Source organism: Marinobacter algicola DG893 (assembly GCF_000170835.1).
Taxonomy (GTDB): domain Bacteria; phylum Pseudomonadota; class Gammaproteobacteria; order Pseudomonadales; family Oleiphilaceae; genus Marinobacter; species Marinobacter algicola.
In genome coordinates this window covers 25,597-46,041 of the sequence record NZ_ABCP01000026.1, presented here as the reverse complement: position 1 = coordinate 46,041, position 20,445 = coordinate 25,597, and the positions used below count along the sequence as shown (strand labels likewise).

21 protein-coding genes and 1 other RNA gene are annotated in these 20,445 nt (G+C 56.7%); 19 read left to right on the top strand and 3 right to left on the bottom strand.

From position 1 onward, the window contains the following. The first annotated feature begins 3 nt into the window (after window positions 1–3). From rimI to MDG893_RS14645, 10 genes are all read left to right on the top strand, one after another. A complete protein-coding gene (gene rimI, locus MDG893_RS14690; RefSeq protein WP_040474645.1) occupies window positions 4–486 on the top strand; it encodes a ribosomal protein S18-alanine N-acetyltransferase in 483 nt (160 codons plus the stop codon). Between the two features lie 123 nt (window positions 487–609). Next, entirely contained in the window at window positions 610–2,190 is a 1,581-nt protein-coding gene (gene prfC, locus MDG893_RS14685) for a peptide chain release factor 3 (RefSeq protein ID WP_007154600.1), read from the top strand. 28 nt (window positions 2,191–2,218) lie between these two features. Then, a complete protein-coding gene (locus tag MDG893_RS14680) occupies window positions 2,219–3,007 on the top strand; it encodes a TatD family hydrolase (protein ID WP_007154599.1) in 789 nt (262 codons plus the stop codon). Window positions 3,008–3,297: 290 nt separating this feature from the next. Beyond that, window positions 3,298–3,726: a 50S ribosomal protein L13 gene (gene rplM, locus MDG893_RS14675; RefSeq protein ID WP_007154598.1), complete on the top strand. Its 429-nt coding sequence runs from the start codon at window positions 3,298–3,300 to the stop codon at window positions 3,724–3,726. Between the two features lie 12 nt (window positions 3,727–3,738). After that, the gene (gene rpsI / locus MDG893_RS14670) at window positions 3,739–4,131 is read left to right on the top strand and encodes a 30S ribosomal protein S9 (RefSeq protein ID WP_007154597.1); all 393 of its coding nucleotides are present in this window, start codon (window positions 3,739–3,741) and stop codon (window positions 4,129–4,131) included. A gap of 243 nt (window positions 4,132–4,374) precedes the next feature. Further along, window positions 4,375–4,971: a ubiquinol-cytochrome c reductase iron-sulfur subunit gene (gene petA / locus MDG893_RS14665; RefSeq protein WP_007154596.1), complete on the top strand. Its 597-nt coding sequence runs from the start codon at window positions 4,375–4,377 to the stop codon at window positions 4,969–4,971. Beyond that, complete coding sequence (locus MDG893_RS14660) at window positions 4,971–6,203, top strand: cytochrome b (protein ID WP_007154595.1); 1,233 nt, start codon at window positions 4,971–4,973, stop codon at window positions 6,201–6,203. Before petA ends, MDG893_RS14660 begins: the two co-directional genes overlap by 1 nt. Beyond that, complete coding sequence (locus MDG893_RS14655) at window positions 6,203–6,958, top strand: cytochrome c1 (protein WP_040474649.1); 756 nt, start codon at window positions 6,203–6,205, stop codon at window positions 6,956–6,958. The genes MDG893_RS14660 and MDG893_RS14655 overlap by 1 nt, the downstream gene beginning before the upstream one ends. Before the next feature lie 108 nt (window positions 6,959–7,066). Beyond that, window positions 7,067–7,696 carry a glutathione S-transferase N-terminal domain-containing protein gene (locus MDG893_RS14650; RefSeq protein ID WP_007154593.1) on the top strand — a complete coding sequence of 210 codons (630 nt, stop codon included), beginning with the start codon at window positions 7,067–7,069 and terminating at the stop codon, window positions 7,694–7,696. Window positions 7,697–7,752: 56 nt separating this feature from the next. Continuing rightward, window positions 7,753–8,175 (top strand): ClpXP protease specificity-enhancing factor, encoded by a 423-nt coding sequence (locus tag MDG893_RS14645; protein WP_007154592.1) that lies wholly within the window; start codon window positions 7,753–7,755, stop codon window positions 8,173–8,175. A 67-nt stretch (window positions 8,176–8,242) separates the two neighbouring features. Here MDG893_RS14645 and MDG893_RS14640 read toward each other — a convergent pair whose 3' ends face one another. Genes MDG893_RS14640 through MDG893_RS14630 form a run of 3 tightly spaced genes read right to left on the bottom strand, consistent with a single transcriptional unit; the run spans window position 8,243 to window position 11,163 of the window. Beyond that, entirely contained in the window at window positions 8,243–8,833 is a 591-nt protein-coding gene (locus MDG893_RS14640; RefSeq protein ID WP_007154591.1) for an SIS domain-containing protein, read from the bottom strand. 3 nt (window positions 8,834–8,836) lie between these two features. Then, the gene (locus tag MDG893_RS14635) at window positions 8,837–9,211 is read right to left on the bottom strand and encodes a YraN family protein (protein WP_007154590.1); all 375 of its coding nucleotides are present in this window, start codon (window positions 9,209–9,211) and stop codon (window positions 8,837–8,839) included. Between the two features lie 20 nt (window positions 9,212–9,231). Then, window positions 9,232–11,163: a penicillin-binding protein activator gene (locus MDG893_RS14630; RefSeq protein WP_244264436.1), complete on the bottom strand. Its 1,932-nt coding sequence runs from the start codon at window positions 11,161–11,163 to the stop codon at window positions 9,232–9,234. Between the two features lie 126 nt (window positions 11,164–11,289). On the opposite strand from MDG893_RS14630, the gene rsmI reads away from it, so the two are divergent. From rsmI to mraY, 9 genes are all read left to right on the top strand, one after another. Next, window positions 11,290–12,153: a 16S rRNA (cytidine(1402)-2'-O)-methyltransferase gene (rsmI, locus tag MDG893_RS14625; protein WP_007154588.1), complete on the top strand. Its 864-nt coding sequence runs from the start codon at window positions 11,290–11,292 to the stop codon at window positions 12,151–12,153. A gap of 65 nt (window positions 12,154–12,218) precedes the next feature. After that, an RNA gene (rnpB, locus tag MDG893_RS20525) (RNase P RNA component class A) lies at window positions 12,219–12,580 on the top strand. Between the two features lie 306 nt (window positions 12,581–12,886). Further along, complete coding sequence (gene mraZ / locus MDG893_RS14620; RefSeq protein WP_007154587.1) at window positions 12,887–13,339, top strand: division/cell wall cluster transcriptional repressor MraZ; 453 nt, start codon at window positions 12,887–12,889, stop codon at window positions 13,337–13,339. Continuing rightward, window positions 13,336–14,316, top strand: coding sequence for a 16S rRNA (cytosine(1402)-N(4))-methyltransferase RsmH (gene rsmH, locus MDG893_RS14615; protein WP_007154586.1), 981 nt, complete (start codon window positions 13,336–13,338; stop codon window positions 14,314–14,316). The genes mraZ and rsmH overlap by 4 nt, the downstream gene beginning before the upstream one ends. 2 nt (window positions 14,317–14,318) lie before the next feature. After that, the gene (gene ftsL / locus MDG893_RS14610; protein WP_007154585.1) at window positions 14,319–14,726 is read left to right on the top strand and encodes a cell division protein FtsL; all 408 of its coding nucleotides are present in this window, start codon (window positions 14,319–14,321) and stop codon (window positions 14,724–14,726) included. 30 nt (window positions 14,727–14,756) lie between these two features. Next, entirely contained in the window at window positions 14,757–16,496 is a 1,740-nt protein-coding gene (locus MDG893_RS14605) for a peptidoglycan D,D-transpeptidase FtsI family protein (protein WP_007154584.1), read from the top strand. A 4-nt stretch (window positions 16,497–16,500) separates the two neighbouring features. Further along, window positions 16,501–17,985 (top strand): UDP-N-acetylmuramoyl-L-alanyl-D-glutamate--2,6-diaminopimelate ligase, encoded by a 1,485-nt coding sequence (locus tag MDG893_RS14600; RefSeq protein WP_007154583.1) that lies wholly within the window; start codon window positions 16,501–16,503, stop codon window positions 17,983–17,985. Then, window positions 17,982–19,373, top strand: a complete 1,392-nt coding sequence (locus MDG893_RS14595; protein ID WP_007154582.1) for a UDP-N-acetylmuramoyl-tripeptide--D-alanyl-D-alanine ligase — start codon at window positions 17,982–17,984, stop codon at window positions 19,371–19,373. The genes MDG893_RS14600 and MDG893_RS14595 overlap by 4 nt, the downstream gene beginning before the upstream one ends. Further along, a complete protein-coding gene (mraY, locus tag MDG893_RS14590) occupies window positions 19,358–20,443 on the top strand; it encodes a phospho-N-acetylmuramoyl-pentapeptide-transferase (RefSeq protein WP_007154581.1) in 1,086 nt (361 codons plus the stop codon). The genes MDG893_RS14595 and mraY overlap by 16 nt, the downstream gene beginning before the upstream one ends. The last annotated feature ends 2 nt before the right edge of the window (window positions 20,444–20,445 follow it).

The window sequence follows — 20,445 nt, the reverse complement described above, 5'->3', positions numbered from 1 at the left end:
CTTGTGGGGCAGGATCCATACCGCAAGATAGAAAGTGCTGACCTTACGATCCGGGCGTTGCATCAGGAGGATCTGCCTGATGTCCTCAATATCGAAGCCCAGGGCTACTCCTTCCCCTGGAGCGAGTCCGTTTTTTTTGGATGCTTTCGGCCTGACTATCGGCTCTGGGCGCTTGTATGGGGGCAGCGGCTTAGCGGATATGCCGTCGTGGCTTACATGGTTGGTGAAGCCCATTTGCTGAATCTATGTGTGGCGCCGGCTAAACAAGGCAGTGGCGGAGGGCGTCGTTTGCTTCGGCACCTTGTGCTAGAGGCGGCGCGGGATGGCATGAGCCAGGTTTTGCTGGAGGTGCGCGCCAGCAACCGCGCAGCAATTGATTTGTATGCGGCGGAAGGTTTTGACGTGATTGGTCGCAGGAAGGGCTACTATCCTGCAGGCCGCGAGCGAGAAGATGCGTTGGTCATGGCGCTACCCTTGGGCGGATAGTCTCTCGAAATTCCGCGGTTAGATCGGGCATGCTCACAACGGATGCGGGTTCGCGTCAGTGTCTTAATATCCCTATAATGACGTCCGTTTTTTCAGTCTCTCCGAACCAGGTTGTTACCAATTATGACCAGCCTTGCCAGCGAAGTATCCCAACGCCGCACGTTTGCAATTATCTCGCATCCGGATGCCGGTAAAACCACCATTACAGAAAAGGTTCTGCTGTTTGGGCAGGCCATCCAGAAAGCCGGCACGGTAAAGGGCAAAAAGTCGGGACAGCACGCAAAATCCGACTGGATGGAAATGGAGAAGGAGCGTGGTATTTCCGTCACCACCTCGGTAATGCAGTTCCCGTATGGTGGGCGCCTGGTCAACCTCCTGGATACGCCTGGCCACGAAGATTTCTCGGAAGATACCTACCGCACGCTAACGGCAGTGGATTCTTGTCTGATGGTGATCGACAGTGCCAAGGGTGTTGAGGAGCGTACCATCAAGCTGATGGAAGTAACCCGCCTGCGGGACACGCCAATACTGACCTTCATGAACAAGCTGGACCGTGATACACGTGATCCTGTGGAGCTGATGGATGAGGTTGAGGATGTTCTCAAGATTGCCTGCGCACCGATTACCTGGCCCATCGGTATGGGTAAGAATTTTAAGGGTGTCTATCACCTGACCCGGGACGAAGTGATCCTGTACAAATCGGGGCAGGGCCATGCCATCCAGGAAAAACGAGTGATCCAGGGGCTTGAGAATCCTGAGTTGGATGAGGTTCTGGGGGGGTATGCTGGTGATCTTCGAGACGAGATTGAGCTGGTCAAAGGAGCGTCCCATGAGTTTGATCTGGACGCCTTCCTCGCGGGCAAGCTCACGCCGGTGTTCTTCGGTACGGCGCTGGGCAATTTCGGTGTGGATCACATGCTTGATGGTTTGGTGGAGTGGGCTCCCACACCGCAACCACGTGAAACCGATCAGCGATTGGTGAAACCGGAAGAGGATGTCTTCTCGGGCTTTGTGTTCAAAATACAGGCAAATATGGACCCCCAGCACCGGGACCGTGTGGCTTTTCTGAGAATCGTGTCTGGAAGTTACAATCAGGGCATGAAAGCACGCCACGTACGGATCGGCAAGGAGGTGCGTTTTTCCGATGCGCTGACCTTCATGGCAGGCGACCGGGAACATGCGGGAGAGGCCTTTGCAGGCGACATTATCGGCCTTCACAACCACGGCACCATTCAGCTGGGAGATACCTTCACTGCTGGTGAGGATATGAAATTTACCGGCATCCCCAATTTCGCACCGGAATTGTTCCGCCGTATTCGCCTGAAGGACCCGCTCAAGTCCAAGCAGCTGCAAAAGGGTTTGATCCAGCTTGCGGAAGAAGGCGCGGTACAGGTTTTTCGCCCGCTTCGAAACAACGACTTGATCGTGGGAGCGGTGGGTGTCCTGCAGTTTGATGTGGTGGTCAGTCGGCTCAAGAGTGAATATAAAGTAGAGGCAGTGTATGAGCCGATAAATGTCGCAACGGCACGCTGGGTAACGGCCTCTGATGAGCGTAAACTGGATGAGTTTGAGCGCAAGGCAAACGACTTCCTGGCTCTGGACGGCAGCGACCGATTGGCCTACATCGCGCCAACGATGGTTAACCTGCAATTGGCCCAGGAGCGCTATCCGGAGATCAGCTTCCATAAAACGCGGGAGCACTAGAAACACTAAATAGTGCTGGAGTGAGTGAATGCGACTCATTGATGCTCATTGCCATTTTGACTTCCCTGAGTTTGATGGGCGTCGCAAGGCAGTGCTTGAGGACGCTCGCAGCGTTGGTCTGTCGCATCTTGTTATTCCCGGCGTTCGGCGGCCCGACTGGAGCAGGGTGAGTCGCATTGCGTCGGAATACGATGGGCTCTACTACTGTCTCGGAATCCATCCCTGGTATGTGGCTGAGCATACCGCCGACGACCTATGCGCACTGCAAGGCTTGCTTGAGGACCGCCCCGGCCATTGTGTAGCCCTGGGGGAGTGTGGTCTGGATCGGCTCCACGGTGACATGAAAGATCAGTACGCCTGGTTTGAAGGGCAGGTTGATATTGCTGCGTTATTGCATTTGCCGCTGGTTATTCACTCCGTCAAGACCCACGACGAGGTTTATGAGGTGCTGCGGCGCAAGCGCTTTTCAGGGCGGGTAATGGTGCACGGGTTCTCGGGCAGCTACGAGCAAGCCGCCAAGCTGATCGATCTCGGTTGCTTCATTGGTGTTGGTGGTGTCATTACCCATCAGCGAGCCCGAAAGACCCGGGACACCATCGCCCGATTGCCCGTTGACGCGCTGATCCTGGAGACGGACGCCCCTGATATGGCGCCGGCGGGCATCGAAGCAGGGCATAATTCGCCAGTGTTTCTGCCGTCGGTGCTTGAGGCCCTTGCGCGTTTGCGGAATTCGGGGCTCGAAGATCTGGCCCAATCGCTGCTCTGCAATGTGCAGCGGCTGTATGGCTGGAACGAAATCGGCGCATCCGAGCGCTAGAATCATGTAGATCGCGACCACGGGTTGTTCCGGTGCCCCCGCCCCGGTAGGTGACTCCGCTATGCGCTGCCAACGCGGACACGTGAATAACGAAACAGTCTCTTTCAGGGTTGGCTTTTTTTTTGGGTTCGGATATACTTCGCGCCCTGGCTTTTCAAGGCGATGCCGTCATCTCAGCCCCGAATGATGTCAACGCCGCATAACATACAGGTAAAGAACCTCCTCCGGATGCCGAGCATTTACCGGTGGTGGTTTTTAACGTTTCTTATATAGCGTTCAAGGCGGAATCAATGAAGACTCTGAGTGCGAAACCAGAAACAGTAACACGTGACTGGTACGTTGTAGACGCAGCCGGCAAGACGCTGGGTCGTCTGTCAACTGAAATCGCCCGTCGTCTGCGGGGCAAGCATAAGCCTGAGTACACCCCTCACGTCGACACTGGTGATTACATTGTGGTTATCAATGCCAGTCAGGTACGGGTTACCGGCAAAAAAGCATTTGACAAGATGTACTACAGTCACACCGGCTTTCCGGGTGGAATCAAGTCCATCAACTTCGAGAAGCTGGTCGACAAGGCTCCTGAGCAAATCATCCAGAAGTCTGTTAAAGGCATGCTTCCGAATGGCCCGCTTGGCCGTGCCATGTTCAAGAAGCTGAAAATTTATGCCGGCGCTGAGCATCCTCATGCAGCCCAGCAGCCCAAAGAACTCGACATTTAACGGAAGGCGGATATGTCTGTAGCACAAAATTACGGTACTGGTCGCCGCAAGACATCCACGGCTCGGGTTTTTATCAAGCCGGGAAGCGGTAACATTTCTATCAACGGTCGCTCCATTGAGCAGTTTTTCGGTCGCGAAACTCTGCGGATGATTGTTCGTCAGCCCCTGGTGGTTGCCGAATCCACGGATCGTTTTGATATCAACATCACTGTTAAGGGTGGTGGCATCAGTGGTCAGGCTGGCGCTATTCGTCACGGCCTGACTCGCGCCCTGATGGATTACGATGAAACCTTGCGCCCTGCGCTGCGCAAAGCGGGTTACGTTACCCGTGACGCTCGTGAAGTGGAGCGTAAGAAAGTTGGTCTGCGGAAGGCGCGTAAGCGTCCTCAGTTCTCCAAGCGTTAAAAATCGCTGGAGCAGATCCGAAAAAAAACCCGGTCCTTTGGCCGGGTTTTTTGTTGTCTGGAAAATCAGTCTCGAGCAGGCTTGAGACAGGTAATGGCCCGGCTCAAAGCCTTTCCGACTTGTAAGGGCAGGGTAATTTCATTACCATTTGAGCGCTTATAATTTTAGGTTGAGAGAAGTCCTTTTCGATGTGCAGTTTCCCTGTAAGCAGGGCTGTATGTTGCCTGATGGGAGATAACCATAATGAGTAATGGCGACGTGAGCCAAGGCAGGCGCCGATTTTTGATCGGTGCCACGTCTGTGGTGGGTGGTGTCGGCGTCGTCGGTGCGGCCGTGCCTTTCGTAGCATCCTGGAATCCCAGTGCCAAAGCGGAAGCAGCCGGTGCACCGGTCACCGTCAATGTCAGTAAACTGGAGCCAGGTCAGCAAATGACCGTCAAATGGCGCGGTAAGCCGGTGTGGGTTATTCGCCGCACCGAAGAGATGAACGAAAACATTCTCGAGCTGAATGACCAGGTGAAGGATCCCCTTTCCAAGGAAGCGGACCAACCTGCCTACATCGAAGGCGAGCTCCGGGCAATCAAGGACGAGTACGCTGTTCTCGTTGGTATCTGTACCCATCTGGGGTGCTCTCCCCAATTCAGGCCAGAAGTTGCTCCAGCCGACCTCGGGGAAAACTGGCTCGGCGGCTTCTATTGCGCGTGTCACGGCTCCCGTTACGACCTTGCCGGGCGTGTCTATCCAAATATGCCGGCACCCGCGAACCTTCAGGTGCCTCCCTATCGCTTTGACGACGAGAACACTCTGACCGTCGGTCTGGATCCTGAGGGGGCCGCATAATGAACAAGTTAGTGAACTGGGTAGACGAACGTCTTCCAATTGTCGATGCGTGGAACAAGCACGTTGGCAAGTATTACGCGCCCAAGAACTTCAACATGTGGTACTTCTTCGGTTCGCTGGCAATGTTGGTGCTGGTGAATCAGCTTGTGACCGGCATCTGGCTGACCATGAGCTATAACCCCACAGCGGAAGGTGCGTTCGCGTCAGTTGAATACATCATGCGTGATGTTGAGTGGGGATGGTTGCTTCGATACCTGCATTCCACGGGCGCTTCCGCGTTCTTCGTGGTGGTTTATCTCCACATGTTCCGTGGCTTGATGTACGGCTCTTATCAAAAGCCGCGCGAGCTGATCTGGATCTTCGGTATGCTGATCTACCTGGTCTTGATGGCTGAAGCGTTCATGGGTTATCTGCTGCCCTGGGGCCAGATGTCCTACTGGGGTGCACAGGTGATCGTAAACCTGTTTGGCGCCATTCCGGTCATTGGCGATGATCTGTCACTGTGGATCCGCGGTGATTACCTGATCTCTGGTATTACTCTGAACCGATTCTTTGCATTGCATGTGGTCGCGTTGCCAATCGTTCTGCTCGGTTTGGTGGTGCTGCACATTCTTGCCCTGCACGAGGTTGGCTCCAACAACCCCGACGGTATTGATATCAAGAAGAACAAGGATGAAAACGGCATTCCCAAAGATGGTATACCGTTCCATCCTTATTACACGGTGCATGACCTGTTGGGCGTGGGTGTTTTCTTCTTCATCTTCTTTATTGTGGTCTTCTTCTTCCCCGAGATGGGCGGATTGTTCATTGAAAAGCCGAATTTCGAGCCTGCCAATGCCCTCAAGACGCCCGACCACATAGCGCCGGTATGGTACTTCACGCCGTTCTACGCCATGTTGCGGGCTGTGACTATTGACCTCTTCGGCCTGGACGCGAAGTTCTGGGGTGTTGTCGTGATGGGCGCTGCTATCGCCATTCTGTTTGTTTTGCCCTGGCTGGACAGAAGCCCGGTACGCTCAATGCGCTACAAAGGCTGGTTGAGCAAGATCGCTCTGACGATCTTCGCCATCAGCTTCATTGTCCTGGGGTATCTCGGTATTGTTCCGGCCACTGAGGGCCGCACAACGGTTGCCCAGATCCTGACAACGCTTTACTTCCTCTATTTTATTCTCATGCCGTTCTACACACGCATGGAGAAAACAAAGCCAGTTCCAGAGAGGGTGACAGGATGATGAGAAAGCTGATAGTTGGTCTTTTCATAGCGATCCTGCCGGCTCTCGGGCTGGCAGCGGGGGCGTCCGTGCCGCTTGATACCATGGAGCCGGACCATACCAACAAAGCGTCGCTCCAGCGCGGCGCGGCCCTTTTCACCAACTACTGCATGGGGTGTCACTCCATGGAGTATGCCCGGTATAAGCGTGTATCGGATGATCTGGGGATTCCCGCCGAGCTTTACGAGGAAAATCTGATTTTCACCGGGGCAAAGATCGGTGAGCTCATGAAAAATTCCATGAGCAAGGAAATGGCTGCGAGCTGGTTCGGCGCTCCGCCACCAGACCTGACGCTTGAATCGCGTCTTCGTGGTGAAGACTGGATCTATTCCTATCTTCGTGGCTTCTACAAAGATGAAAGTCGTCCGCTGGGTGTGAACAACGTGGTCTTCGAAAACGTTGGTATGCCCCATGTGTTGACCGGTTTGCAGGGCCTGTGCGCGGTTGAGCCGAGAATTGGTGAAGGTGCGAGTGTTGATCCTCTCAGCGGCGATGTTCGTAACGCGGACATTTGCCCGGAATGGGAAACGGAAGGTTCCATGGAGCCGGAGGAATTCAACCGGGCTATGTACGATCTGACCAACTTCATGTCTTACATGGGTGACCCGGTAAAGGTTGAGCGTGAAAGGCTGGGTATGTTCGTACTGATCTTCGTGGCGATTTTCTTTATCTTTGCCTACCTGCTTAATCGCGAGTACTGGAAGGACGTACACTGAGATTTCAGGTATAATTCCTGTCCCTGAGTTCCAGCGGGCAATAGCCGGCCCGCTGGATTTTTGCGTTTTTCAGGATCAATTCGGTTAGTCAAATCGTGAGGTAGTTCTATGGGCGTTGTGACCAAGCGGTCATCAATGACGTTTTTCTCGGACCCGGCCAGTCATTACAGCCACAGAGTCCGCATTGTGCTGGCAGAGAAGGGGGTAACGGTTGACGTCGTGAACGTTGATCCGGATAACCCGCCTGGAGAGCTGGCTGACCTGAATCCGTACAATGCCCTGCCGACGCTGGTGGATCGTGACCTTGTGCTCTACGAGCCAAACATCATGATGGAGTATCTGGACGAGCGTTTCCCGCATCCGCCATTGCTGCCGGTTTATCCTGTTGCGCGGGCGAACAGTCGCCTGATGATCCACCGCATCCAGAAAGACTGGTGTGGGTTGGTGGATCAGATTCTGGCGCAGCCCAACGCAAAAGCGTCGGACGCAGCCCGAAAAGAGCTTCGCGAGAGTTTGCTGGCCACGGCGCCGCTGTTCGGTGAAATGCCCTTTTTCCTGTCGGAAGAATTCACGATTGTGGATTGCTGTATTGCTCCGATTCTGTGGCGCTTGCCGTCACTGGGTATTGAGCTGAATGAAAAGCAGGCGAAGCCGCTTCAAAAGTACATGGAGAGCATTTTCAGTCGTGAAGGTTTCAAGGCGAGCCTATCAGACCTGGAAGAAGATATCCGTAACTGATATGCAGCGCCTGAAACCGGTTCAGGAGAAAGGCAGTGCCTGATAGTAAGATAACGATGACATCAAGCCGTCCCTACCTCGTTCGGGCATTCAACGAGTGGATTCTCGAAAACGACTGCACGCCCTACATTGTTGTGGATGCGGGAGTTCAGGGCGTTCAGGTTCCGACTGAGCATGTGGCCAATGGGCAGATCGTGCTCAATATCAGTCCTGGAGCTGTACGTGGTCTGGTGATTGGTAACGGCGCTCTGGAATTCAGCGCACGCTTTGGCGGTGTGCCAATGCAGGTCTTTATCCCGTTGCAGGCTGTCATGGCGGTCTACGCAAAGGAGAATGGTGAGGGCATGGTCTTTGGTAGCGAGCCAGGCTCCCCTGATCCGGAAGGACCTGGTGGCAAGGATTCCGAGCATGGTAGTGGTGATAACGGTCAAGGTGGTGACCGGCCCAGCGGTCGACCAACTCTCAAGGTGGTGAAATAGCGCTGTCTTGAAAGGCAAGCCTCAGGACGTGTAAAAGCCAGCTGTTAGCAACAGCTGGCTTTTTTGTTTATCCGCCGAACAGTTTTTCGTCGATCAGTCCGCACAGGGCGTTGATGATCACTAGCAGGATGGGCGTTGCAGCGGTCGGGGAAAGGTTGTCCAGAGCGATTTCATGGTCCTCCGGGTGCAGCAGGGAGGTGATGTCGGTTTTCTCCTTGGCGCTCAGTACTACCACATGCATTTCCCTGTCGTGCGCGGCCTGTATCGCCTGGATCAGGTTGGCTTTGTGGCCATCGTCCACAATAACCAGAAGCAGGTCGTTGGCTTTGCCAATAGCGCGAACCTGTCTTGAGAAGGTGTCATTGAAGCGATTGTCGCGACAGATTGCGGAGTAGGTTGTCGCATCTGCTCCCAGATTGATGGCGGGCAGTGCCGGTCGGTCATGCTCAAAGCGGTTGAGCATCGCCGTGCAGAAGTACTGTGTAAGTACGTTGGCGTTGCCGTTGGCGCAGGTAATGATTTTGCCATCATTCAGTAGCGTGTTAACGAGAGCGTCCGAGGCCCTCTCAATGGCCGGTGCCGTGAGGCTGGCAGAGTGGGCCGTGTGTTCCATATGGTTGGCAAACCATTGGTTTATCTGTTGTTCGGTATCCGTCATTAGTCAGACCTGAATGGCGTTTTTAATCCATTGTATCCGGTATTTTTTGAGTTCGCCCGGGGCTATCGCGATTACGTCAATTCTTGCGTTCGCATTCCACAACCCATGCCTATGGAGGTAAAACGAAGCGGCGCGGATTAGGCGCCTTTGTTTCGTGGGTGTGATGGATTCTGCCGCACCGGTCAGGCTACCCCTTCCGCGGAAACGCACTTCGAAGAAAACCAGCGCATCATTGTCCCGGCCGATGAGGTCAATTTCGCCTCCGCGACTGAATACGTTGCGTGCCAGGATGGTGACGCCCCGTGTCTGTAGGTAGCGAGCGGCAACGCCCTCGGCATGATCCCCTGTGGCTTTTCGTGTTCCTGAGCTGCCATCCATGGCACAACGTCCCCTGATTGCTAATTGGGATTGGAGGCGCCTTCCATGGCTGGAGTGCCCGATTCGGTTTCTTCGGGTTTCAGTGATGGCAGTTGTTCAGGCGTTCCTTCGCTGAATCGGGCCCAGAGCTGTACCCTGTGAATGCTGCCTTGGGGGGTCATGGTTAGTACCCCGGTCTGGCCGTCTATCTTGGCGCCATCGACCTGCCTCAGTAGTGGCAGGCGTTTGCTCAGGTTCCAGGCATCCGCTCCCATGGCGAACAGCCGGCCAATCTGGCCCCGGACATCGGGCATGGCTTCCTTGACGATGTCGCGGAAGCGGTTCGTCTTTTCAAGAACCCAGGGCGTGTCGGTGAAGGTGACGCCGTTCAGGTCCCGGTCCCTTGAGGGGTCCGGGTTACCTTCATAGACCATGGAGGGTGAGTAAACGGGCAAATCGCCGCCAAAATAGAAGGCGAATAGGGGCTTGAACTGCCGTGCGATGGTTGGCTCCGCCACCATAACGATGCCGTCGGCATCCTGGCGCCGCCGAGGCTCGAACTCAACGTCAATACCAGCAGTGCGTTCAACGTCTATGGCCCGGTCGCGGGATACGGTGATGCCAAGCAGGTCGGCAGTAACGGCGCGGAGATTGTCCTCGCGGAAATAACGCTCAATATCCAGGGCGATGCCTCCGTTCTCTGCCAGTTGGTCCAGCAGGGCATTTTCCAGTCGGTCCCCCCAATTTCCCATTGGGATCAGCACAAGAATCTGGTCGATACCTTCAGAATCAAGGCGATTGGCGATTTGCCTGGCTTCGTCTTCTGCCGACAGCCCGAACTGGTAGAGTCCTTCAGGAGCTGTGGTATCCCGTGGCAGATAGTTCAGGCCCAGAACCGGCACGGGCAGAGTCGACATGTCGCTAAGTGCTGCCAGGGACTCTTTCTCCAGGGGGCCGACAATCAGATCCTGTTCCTCTTTAGTCAGCTCGTCATAAAGCGAACGAAAATTACGATCCGAGGTGTCGACGACCCGAATGCTGATTTTTCCGCGCTCCGCCGACTCGTCCTCGTAGTAGGCGGCGAAAAAACCATCGCGGATGGCGGCGCCCGCGCTCGACAGTGGTCCGCTGAGTGGCAGTGCCAGGGTGATTCTTTCCGGCCGGCTGTCTGCGAGGCTCGTAATCAATTGCAGTTCAGCTGGTAAAACCCCGGCGGCGGGGTGATCAGGCCAGTTGTTCTGCCAACTGCGGATCATTCTTCCCTGTTCGTCCAGGTTGATGCCCGGCTGCCGGAGAATGCCCGCCAATTCAAGCCAGCCCTGGGCTTCATAGCCGATCGCTCGGCCTTTCCTGTCGACGAGCTGGGTGTCTGAGGTCTGTTTCAGGTTCTTCCAGATATCGTCATGGACCGATTGTGTATTGGCGTCTGTGTCCGCTCCGGACAGTAAGATCAGGGTAATCGCCGCCGCAAGGTTGTCTCCGGCAAGTCGATAGGTTTGTTCCTGCAGTCTTGCGGCGCGGTTAATCAGGTTTCTTTCATAGTTAAGGAAATGGTCTGGCTCAATGCCGGATACAATGTCCTTTGCCCAGTCGCCATCCTCGAGCGCAGTGGCGCTGGCCATGGCCAGCAGAAGCCGCTGGTTTTCGGTGGCCTCCGTGGCGGTTGAGAATTGCTCACTCTGAAGCAGCTTTCTGGCGGCCCGGTGTTCGTTTTGGCCCTGGAACCTGTCTGCTGCTCTTAACAGGTAAGCCTGTGCGCTTTGCCGGTTGGTTTCGCTGGCAGCGACTTCCAGGGCTTCTCCAGCGGTTTTGGCAATGTACGATTCCAGGTTCACGCTTGCGCAACCCGCAAACAGCACCGTCGTGGCCAGGAGAATGGCGATGGTTTTCAGGTTCTGGCGGTATTTGGTCATGGCTGGCTCACAGTACTCCGGGTTATTACGCTTGTGGCGCCGGGTAATCGGCGGCATCATGCCGGGAGCCCTGGTGCCCGCCGGGCTTCCCATTAATGGTTTGATTTATCAGGCCGCAAGTTTAACAGCTCCCGCGTGAATTCACATGACGTTGGTGTCATGCGCAGGGGGTAAAGAGGGGGATGTGTGAACTCAGAAAGCGAGCCGCCGGAACAGGCTGGCACCCTGTATATCGTTGCCACGCCGATTGGCAACCTGGATGACCTGTCTCCCAGGGCCGCGGCTGTTTTGTCGCGGGTTGCGGTGATTGCCGCCGAGGATACCCGCCATAGTGGCCGGCTTTTGCAGCACCTGGGCATCAGCAAGCCAATGATGGCCTTGCACGAACACAATGAACGGGACAAGGCGGGCCAGGTTCTGGGCAAACTTGCGGCCTGCCAGGATGTGGCTTTGATTTCCGATGCAGGGACGCCGCTGATCTCTGATCCGGGCTTTGTGTTGGTAAGGGAGGCTCGGGCGAGGGGGTATCGGGTTACTCCGGTGCCTGGTGCTTGTGCGCTCATTTCTGCGCTGAGCGCGGCAGGGTTGCCGACGGATCGGTTTTTGTTCGAAGGTTTCCTTCCCTCCAAATCCGGAGCGCGCAGGGCTGCTTTGGATCGCCTGGTGAGGGAATCCGCTACCTTGGTGTTCTATGAGTCGCCTCATCGTATTGTCGATACGGTGGGAGATATTGCAGAGGTAATGGGCGCAGAGCGAGAGCTCGTGCTGGCCCGGGAGCTGACCAAAACGTTCGAGACTTTCTATGCAGGGGCGGCGGCCCATGTCAGGCAAACTCTGGAGGCGGACCCCCATGGCAGTCGTGGCGAATTCGTGGTGATGGTGCGTGGCGCTAGCGCAGAGGAGTTGTCGGTGGGGTCGGCAGAGGCGGATCGGGTGCTGACGTTACTGCTGACAGAGCTGCCGGTCAAAAAGGCCGCGAAGCTGGCCTCGGAGTTAACCGGAATCTCCAAGAATGAGCTGTATCAGCGAGCGTTGTCTCTGAAGGACTGATCTCAGGAAGTCGCTGGTTCGCGGTTTTGCTTGCCTGCCGCTGCGGGCTGGAGTATGGTCTCGCCCGAGCTCGCCAGACAGTCGCCGCCGGTTTTACCGGGGGAGGAAAGTCCGGGCTCCACAGGGCAAGGTGCCAGGTAACGCCTGGGCGGCGCGAGCCGACGGAAAGTGCAACAGAAAGTATACCGCCTAAGTGACCGTGACATGTTTGCGGGCACCGGTAAGGGTGAAACGGTGCGGTAAGAGCGCACCGCGTGACTGGCAACAGTTCACGGCGATGGTAAACCCCACCTGGAGCAAGACCAAATAGGAATCCTATGGCGCGGCCCGTGCTGGATTCGGGTAGGTTGCTTGAGGCCTGTGGTGACGCAGGCCCTAGATGAATGACTGTCCCAGACAGAACCCGGCTTACCGGCGAGCTCATTTTTCTTTCCCCGTTTGATGTGACATTTGTCATTCTCACCAGAAAGCTTTTATAGCCAAAAAATCTTAGAGTTCACTTGCCGTCTTCAGAACTGACTGCAGGTGATTGATTTTTAGGTTTTTCTTTTCCGTAATCTCCGTCTTTTTACCAATCTTGTTCTGTAACCTCTTGTCATGAAAGGAACTTTTCCGGGTGTGGCGCTGTTCGCGGCGCTTGCATTGTGTATTGCGTGTTTCTATAGTGTGCACAAGTGGGAAAAAGTGGTTTCTAGTGGTTATTTGTGGTTTCTGAACCCCGGAATTGGTGCAAATGAGCAATTTTCTTGGCAGTCATGCCATCAATATGGATGCGAAGGGTCGCTTGGCGATCCCAGCCAGGGTGCGCGAAGAGCTCGCGCATGCCTGCAGTGGGCGCATTGTATTGACGGCCAATGCCGATGAAGAGCGCTGTCTGCTGATGTATCCGGAGCCCCAGTGGGAGGCGCTAAGGCCACAAATTGAAGCACTTCCCAATATGAATAAGGCTGCCCGCAGGTTGCAGCGACTGTTGCTTGGCCATGCCACGCCTTTGGAGCTGGACTCAGCGGGGCGCATCCTGGTGCCGCCCACACTGCGCAGTTATGCGCGCCTGGAGAAGAAATTGATGCTGATTGGTCAGGGCAAGAAGTTGGAGCTGTGGAGCGAAGAGCGCTGGTTCGCTTGGCTTGACGAATCATCGGATGAAGACGAAATGCCGCCGGAAATGGAGGCGTTGTCGCTATGACAGCCGGCCGCGAGCATGAGCCTGCCGGTCAGTACCGGCATCGTTCCGTGCTCCTGGACTCGGCGGTGGACTTGTTGGTCAACGATCCAGATGGCGTTTATGTCGATGGCACCTTTGGTCGCGGAGGTCACAGCCGGCTGATTCTGGGGCGGCTCGGGCAGGGCGGAAAGCTGCTGGGTATCGACAAGGATCCGGACGCAATCCAGGTGGCCCGAGACCTGTCGGCGAGCGATGCTCGGTTTCAGCCATTTCACGGCTCGTTTGCGGAACTGGGCGCTGCCGCTGAAGCCCAGGGGTGGATGAAGGTTAATGGTGTTTTGCTGGATCTTGGTGTTTCATCCCCGCAGCTGGACGATGCTGCTAGGGGGTTCAGCTTTATGCGCGATGGGCCACTGGATATGAGAATGGACCCCGGGCAGGCGCCAAGTGCGGCGCAATGGTTGGCCGAGGCGGACGAAAAAGACATCGCGAACGTGATCTGGCGATACGGCGAGGAGAAGTTCTCCCGCCGTATCGCTCGTCTTGTTGTGGAGCGGCGTAAGGAGGCGCCGCTGGAAACCACGCGCCAACTGGCGTCGTTGGTCAGTGAGGCGGTGCCGAAAAAAGAAAAGCACAAGCATCCGGCCACCCGGACGTTCCAGGCAATCCGGATTTTTATCAACCGGGAGCTGGAAGATCTGGAGCTTGGGCTCAATGCCGCTGTTGAAAAGTTGATGCCCGGTGGAAGGCTGGTGGTTATCAGCTTCCATTCGTTGGAGGACCGGCTGGTCAAACGCTTCATGCGGGACTTGGCGCGCGGACCGAGATTGCCAAAAGGCGTGCCGGTGACGGCAGAGCAGGAAGCATCGGCGTTTCGGTTGATCGGCAAGGCGAACAAGGCGGATACAGAAGAAGTGAGCGACAACGTGCGGGCGAGGAGCGCGGTTATGCGTGTACTTGAACGGATACCGGAACAACACAAGTTAGGGAGCGCGTAATCATGGGCGCGGTAGCGATTGAACAGCCAACAAAAACAGCGCGACTGAACAGGAAGCGTGTCAGGGACGGCGTTGCCACTGCGGTCAGGTTGTCGAACCAGGTCTTTACCGCACTTCAGCAGAAGCGCGTGTTGATCACCGTGGGTTTGGTGATGCTGTTGATTGTGTCCTCGTTGGGCGTAGTTGTCAGTGCCCATGAGAACCGTGAATTGTTCAACTCCTTATCTCAGCTGCAGGAGCAGCGTGACAACTACCAGCGTGAGTGGAGTCAGTTGTTACTGGAGCAGAGTGCTTTGAGTGCCCACGGACGGGTAGAGCAACTGGCCTCCGAGCGTTTCGGGATGGTCGTGCCAGGCAAACAGGATATCGTTCTGGTGCCGTTGATGGCGCCGCTCGTCGGGTCGCGTTAAGCGAAAACAACAAACCGTAAGGTGAAGACAGTGTCGGACCAGGGAAAAACAGCAACATGGGGCCAGCGACTGGCTGCCGGGCTTGGGGCCTGGCGGTACGGCACCGTGTTGGGCGTTTTTCTGTTGGTTGTCGGTGCCCTTGCCTGGCGGTTGGTGGACCTGCATGTGGTGGACAACGAGTTCCTGCGTAAGCAGGGTGACGTTCGCACCATTCGGGTGGAAAGCATCGATGCGCATCGTGGTGTGGTGACGGACCGGCACGGCGAATCACTGGCGGTGAGCACTCCAGTCCAGACCATCTGGGCGAATCCGTCCGAGATCGATGCGGATGAGCCGCGACTGACGAATGTCGCGCGCCTGTTGGGCCTTCAGGAGGCCAGGCTGCGCGAGCGGCTGCGTAAGTATTCGGGCCGCGAGTTTATTTACCTGCGCCGTAAGCTTCAGCCAGAAATTGCTCGGCAGGTGCTGGCAATGGGTATTCCGGGTGTGTACAGCCGCCAGGAGTACCGTCGTTACTATCCCGCTGGAGAGGTGACGGCTCATGTGGTCGGGTTTACGAATATCGATGAAAGCGGTCAGGAAGGTATCGAGCTGGCCTACAACCAGTGGCTGAGTGGTGAGAGCGGTCGCAAGCGGGTGCTCAAAGACAACCGTGGCCGTGTGATCAAGGATCTGACGTTGATCCGCGACGCGAAGCCTGGTCGCAACCTGGAACTCAGCATTGATTTGCGGCTCCAGTATCTGGCTTACCGGGAGCTGAAAGCCGTCGTCGGTGCGCACGACGCCAGGGGTGGCACTCTGGTGATGCTGGACGTGGACACCGGCGAGGTGTTGGCCATGGTGAATCAGGGGTCCTACAACCCCAACGACCGCAGCCAACTGAGCCCCGACCGTTTACGGAACAAAGCCATTACCGATCTGTTTGAGCCGGGGTCCACGATGAAGCCTGTTTCCATGGCAGCAGCGCTGGAGTCGGGAAAATTCAAGGCATCCAGCACCATTGACACAGCGCCGGGGTACCGGCGCTTTGGTCGTTTCACGATCCGTGATCATCGGAATTATGGGGTGATCAGCCTGACTGACGTGATTGCGAAATCGAGCAACGTTGGCATCAGCAAGATTGCCACTGAATTGGGCGGCGACACTATCCGGGATCTGTATGCCCGTCTGGGGCTGGGCCAGCCAACCGGTATCGGGTTCCCTGGTGAAGCCGTTGGCGTGCTGCCTGCGCCACCAAAGTGGCGCCCGGTCGAAGAGGCAACCCTGTCCTATGGCTATGGCATGAGCGTCAACGCGCTTCAATTGGCGCAGGCATACATGGTCCTGGCCAATGGCGGAATCCGTTACCCGCTGAGCCTGCTGAAAGCCGAAGAAAAACCCGTTGGGGAACGAGTTCTTTCCGAAGAAGTCTCATTCCAGATCAGGGGGATGTTGCGAGAAGTGGTCGAGAACGGTACCGGAAAGCGGGCTCAACCGGGATTCTATTCCGCCGGTGGTAAAACCGGGACGGTGCACCTGGTGGGCAAGAATGGATATGAGGACAGCCAGTACAAGGCGATATTTGCCGGTATGGCTCCCATCGACAATCCGCGGATTGTTACAGTCGTGGCTGTCGATGCTCCCCAGTCCGGCGAATACTACGGTGGCGAAGTGGCTGCGCCCGTATTCGCCCGGGTGATGGGTGATGCATTGCGGCTGCTGAACGTAAAGCCGGAACTGGAGCTGGGCGACGCAAAAGCGCCGCGTCGGGCATCCGGGGAGCGGGGTTAGGGTTATGTGTATTACATCACTCAGCACATTGTTGCAGGGAATCGCACCGGTACCGTCGGTGTTTGATGTCACAATCCACGGCCTGAAGACCGACAGCCGTGACGTCAGGGCGGGAGATGCGTTCGTTGCCCTGGCCGGTGCCCGAACGCCCGCCGACCACTACATCGAACAGGCGATCAGTGCGGGTGCCACCGTCATCCTGCTGGAGTCAGCGCAGCCGGATGAATGTTACGAGCATGAAGGTGTTCTTATCGTTCCGGTGACAGCATTGCGCGCTCATCTCGGGAAGATTGCGGATCGATTTTTCGAGCATCCCTCTCAGCGATTGCGCCTGATTGGCGTGACTGGAACAAATGGCAAAACCTCGGTAAGCCACTACATAGCGACATTGTTGCAGGAGACCGGCACCCCTTGCGGCGTTATCGGCACCCTTGGTTATGGTATGCCCGGTGCGCTGCAGGAAGGCGCACACACTACGCCGGATGTGGTGCAGGTAAATCGCGTGCTGTCGAAGATCATCGCCCAAGGTGGACGCGCGGCGGCGATGGAAGTCTCATCACACGCGCTCGAGCAGGGGCGGGTCGATAACCTGACCATGACCGGTGCGGTGTTTACCAACCTTACCCGGGATCATCTGGACTACCACGGTTCCATGGACGCATATGGGGCGGCAAAGGCTCGTCTTTTTCATCGCGAAGAGCTTCATTTCGCAGTCATCAATTTTGATGATCCGTTTGGCAGGCAGCTCTACGAGAAGCTTGACGGCAAATGCGACCGTGTCCGTTATAGCTTGCATGAGGCTCAGACCGAGCTCTGGTTGACGGAATTCGCACCGTCCATTGATGGTTTCAGCGCCAGTGTGGACGGGCTTTGGGGCAGGTTTAACGTGTCCGCCCGGGTTTTGGGTAGCTTTAACGTCAGCAATATTCTGGCAGCCATGGCGTCCGTGCTCAGCCTGGGGGTTCCGGTAGAAAGGGTTCAGCAGGCGGTTGAGCGGTTGTCGCCGCCGCCGGGACGGCTGGAGCCCTTCGCCGGCAGTAACGATGTGCGCGTTGTTGTGGACTACGCCCATACCCCGGATGCCCTGAACAGCGCGCTTGCCGCCTTGCGCCCCCATGTTGGCGGGCGGCTGTTCTGTGTGTTCGGCTGTGGCGGCGACCGCGACACCGGAAAGCGGCCAGAGATGGCCCGGGAAGCGGAAAGAGGAGCGGATGTCGTAATCGTGACGGATGACAATCCGCGCAGTGAAGACCCGGATGCCATTACCTCAGACATCGTCGCCGGATTTGAACATCCGGAACAGATTGCGGTTATCCATGATCGTGCAGAGGCGATTCGCCAGGCCATTCACTCTGCCGTGGCGGGGGACATTGTACTGGTTGCCGGAAAGGGCCACGAGGCGTGGCAGGAAGTGGCAGGCCAGAGATTTCCGTTCAGCGACGCTGAACAGGTGCGGCATGCGCTGTCGCTGAATGGGGGTGTCGCATGATGCGGCCATTTGCGCTGGCCGATGCTGTCAACTGGCTTGGTGGCACTGTGGCTGTGGGTGATCTGGACGGCCTGATGTTTCAGGGTGTCTCGACCGATACGCGCCGAATCGCCAGCGGAGACGTGTTCGTGGCGCTTCGGGGTGAGAACTTCGATGGACATGATTATCTGGCTGTGGCCGAGAAGGCTGGAGCCGTTGCAGCTGTTGTAGACAAGGCAGACCCGAGCATGGGGCTTCCGCAGATCCGGGTTTCGGACACGATAGACGCATTGGCACAACTGGCCCTGGCGAATCGCAATGCAAGCACTGCGCGTTTTGTGGCGATCACCGGTAGCAGCGGTAAGACCACGGTACGCGAAATGGTGGCCGCGATTCTTTCGCAGGTAGGCAATACCCTCGCCACCGAGGGCAACCTCAATAACCACATTGGCGTTCCCCTGACGCTGTTCAGGCTGTCACCGGAGCACCAACTGGGTGCGATTGAGCTCGGCGCCAGTGGCCTGGGGGAAATAGCCCACACCGTCAACATTGTTCGGCCGGAAGTGGTCATCCTCACCAACGCCGGGCAAGCGCACCTGGAAGGGTTTGGTGGTTATGACAATGTGGTGCGTGCAAAGGGTGAAATCATTGATGGCGCGCCGGAAACCGGTCTTGTCGTCCTGAACAGTGATGACCCGGCTTTTGATCTATGGCGGCAGCGGGCAGGCCAGCGTCGGGTCGCAGGTGTCAGTGGCCGGGCAAGTGAAGGGGCCGATTACGTCCCCAACGATATCCACAGCGATGGCGATGTTCGGATGTTTTGCGCTCAGGGGCCGGACGGCTGGTCCTGTGACGTCAGGCTTTCCCTGCAGGGCGAGCACAATATCACCAATGCATTGTTGGCGATTGCCGCTGCACGCGAGCTGGGTGCAGATAATGAGGCGATAAAGGCGGGGCTGGCGGCTCTGAAACCGGTAAAGGGGCGCCTGCAAATGATGGTGCTGACGCCAAAACTGACCGTCATCGACGATAGCTACAACGCCAACCCTGCCTCCATGAAAGCTGCTTTGGATGTGTTGGCTGCGCGACCAGCCAGCCGTGTGGCTGTGTTGGGGGCGATGGCTGAGTTAGGGCAGGACAGTCTCGCGCTGCATCGGGAGATTGGCGAGTTCGCCAGGGCGAGGGGCATCGAGAGACTGATTGCCGTGGGGCCTGGCTGTGAAGGATATGTTGAGGGTTTCGGAGACGCCGCTGAGGTGTGTGCGAGCCATGACGACGCCGTGCGTCGTCTGTTCGAGGGGCCTGCCGAGTCACAGACGGTACTGGTCAAGGGTTCTCGCAGTTCCGCCATGGATCGCGTGGTGGAGGGAATACAAGAAAAGGTGGGTAACGCATGCTGCTCTGGCTGACAGAGGCTCTTTCACAGTACTTTTCCGCGCTGACGGTTTTCCAGTACCTGACCGTCAGGGGGATCTTCGGGGTGTTGACGGCCCTGTTGATTTCCCTGCTGATCGGCCCGGTGATGATTCGCAAACTCAGCCAGTACCAGATTGGTCAGGCGGTTCGTGACGACGGCCCACAAACGCATTTGAGCAAAGCGGGCACGCCGACCATGGGTGGTGCGCTGATTCTGGTGGCTGTCGGGGTCAGCTCATTGTTGTGGGCGGACCTGAGCAACCGGTATGTCTGGGTGGCGATTCTGGTCACGCTGTTGTTCGGTGCGATTGGCTGGGTGGACGACTACCGAAAAGTGGTGGAACGCAATCCGAGGGGGCTGCCTGCGCGCTGGAAATATTTCTGGCAGTCAGTGATCGGAGCGACGGCGGCGGTAGTGTTGTTCATGAGTTCCGCACTGCCCCAGGAAACGTCGCTCTACGTGCCATTTTTCAAGAACGTATCGCTGACTCTGGGGCCGGTATTGTTCATTTTGCTGAGCTACTTCGTGATTGTGGGTAGCAGCAACGCGGTGAACCTGACCGATGGCCTGGACGGGCTGGCCATTATGCCGACAGTGATGGTGGCAGCGGCCTTGGGCATCTTTGCTTACGTGTCTGGTCACGCTCAGTTCGCCGATTATCTGCTGATTCCTCATTTGCCGGGCACCGGGGAGTTGATTGTGTTCTGTGGTGCGCTGGTGGGTGCCGGGCTGGGGTTTCTGTGGTTTAACACCTATCCCGCCCAGGTTTTCATGGGCGATGTTGGCGCTCTGGCGCTTGGCGCCGCGCTGGGTGTCGTGGCGGTGATCGTACGGCAGGAAATCGTATTGTTCATCATGGGCGGCGTGTTCGTTATGGAAACCGTCTCCGTGATTCTGCAGGTGGCGTCCTTCCGGTTGACTGGCCGGCGGATATTCCGCATGGCGCCGCTGCATCACCATTTTGAATTGAAGGGCTGGCCGGAACCGCGCGTTATTGTGCGCTTCTGGGTTGTCACTGTCGTGTTAGTACTGGTCGGCCTGGCCAGCCTGAAACTGAGATAGGG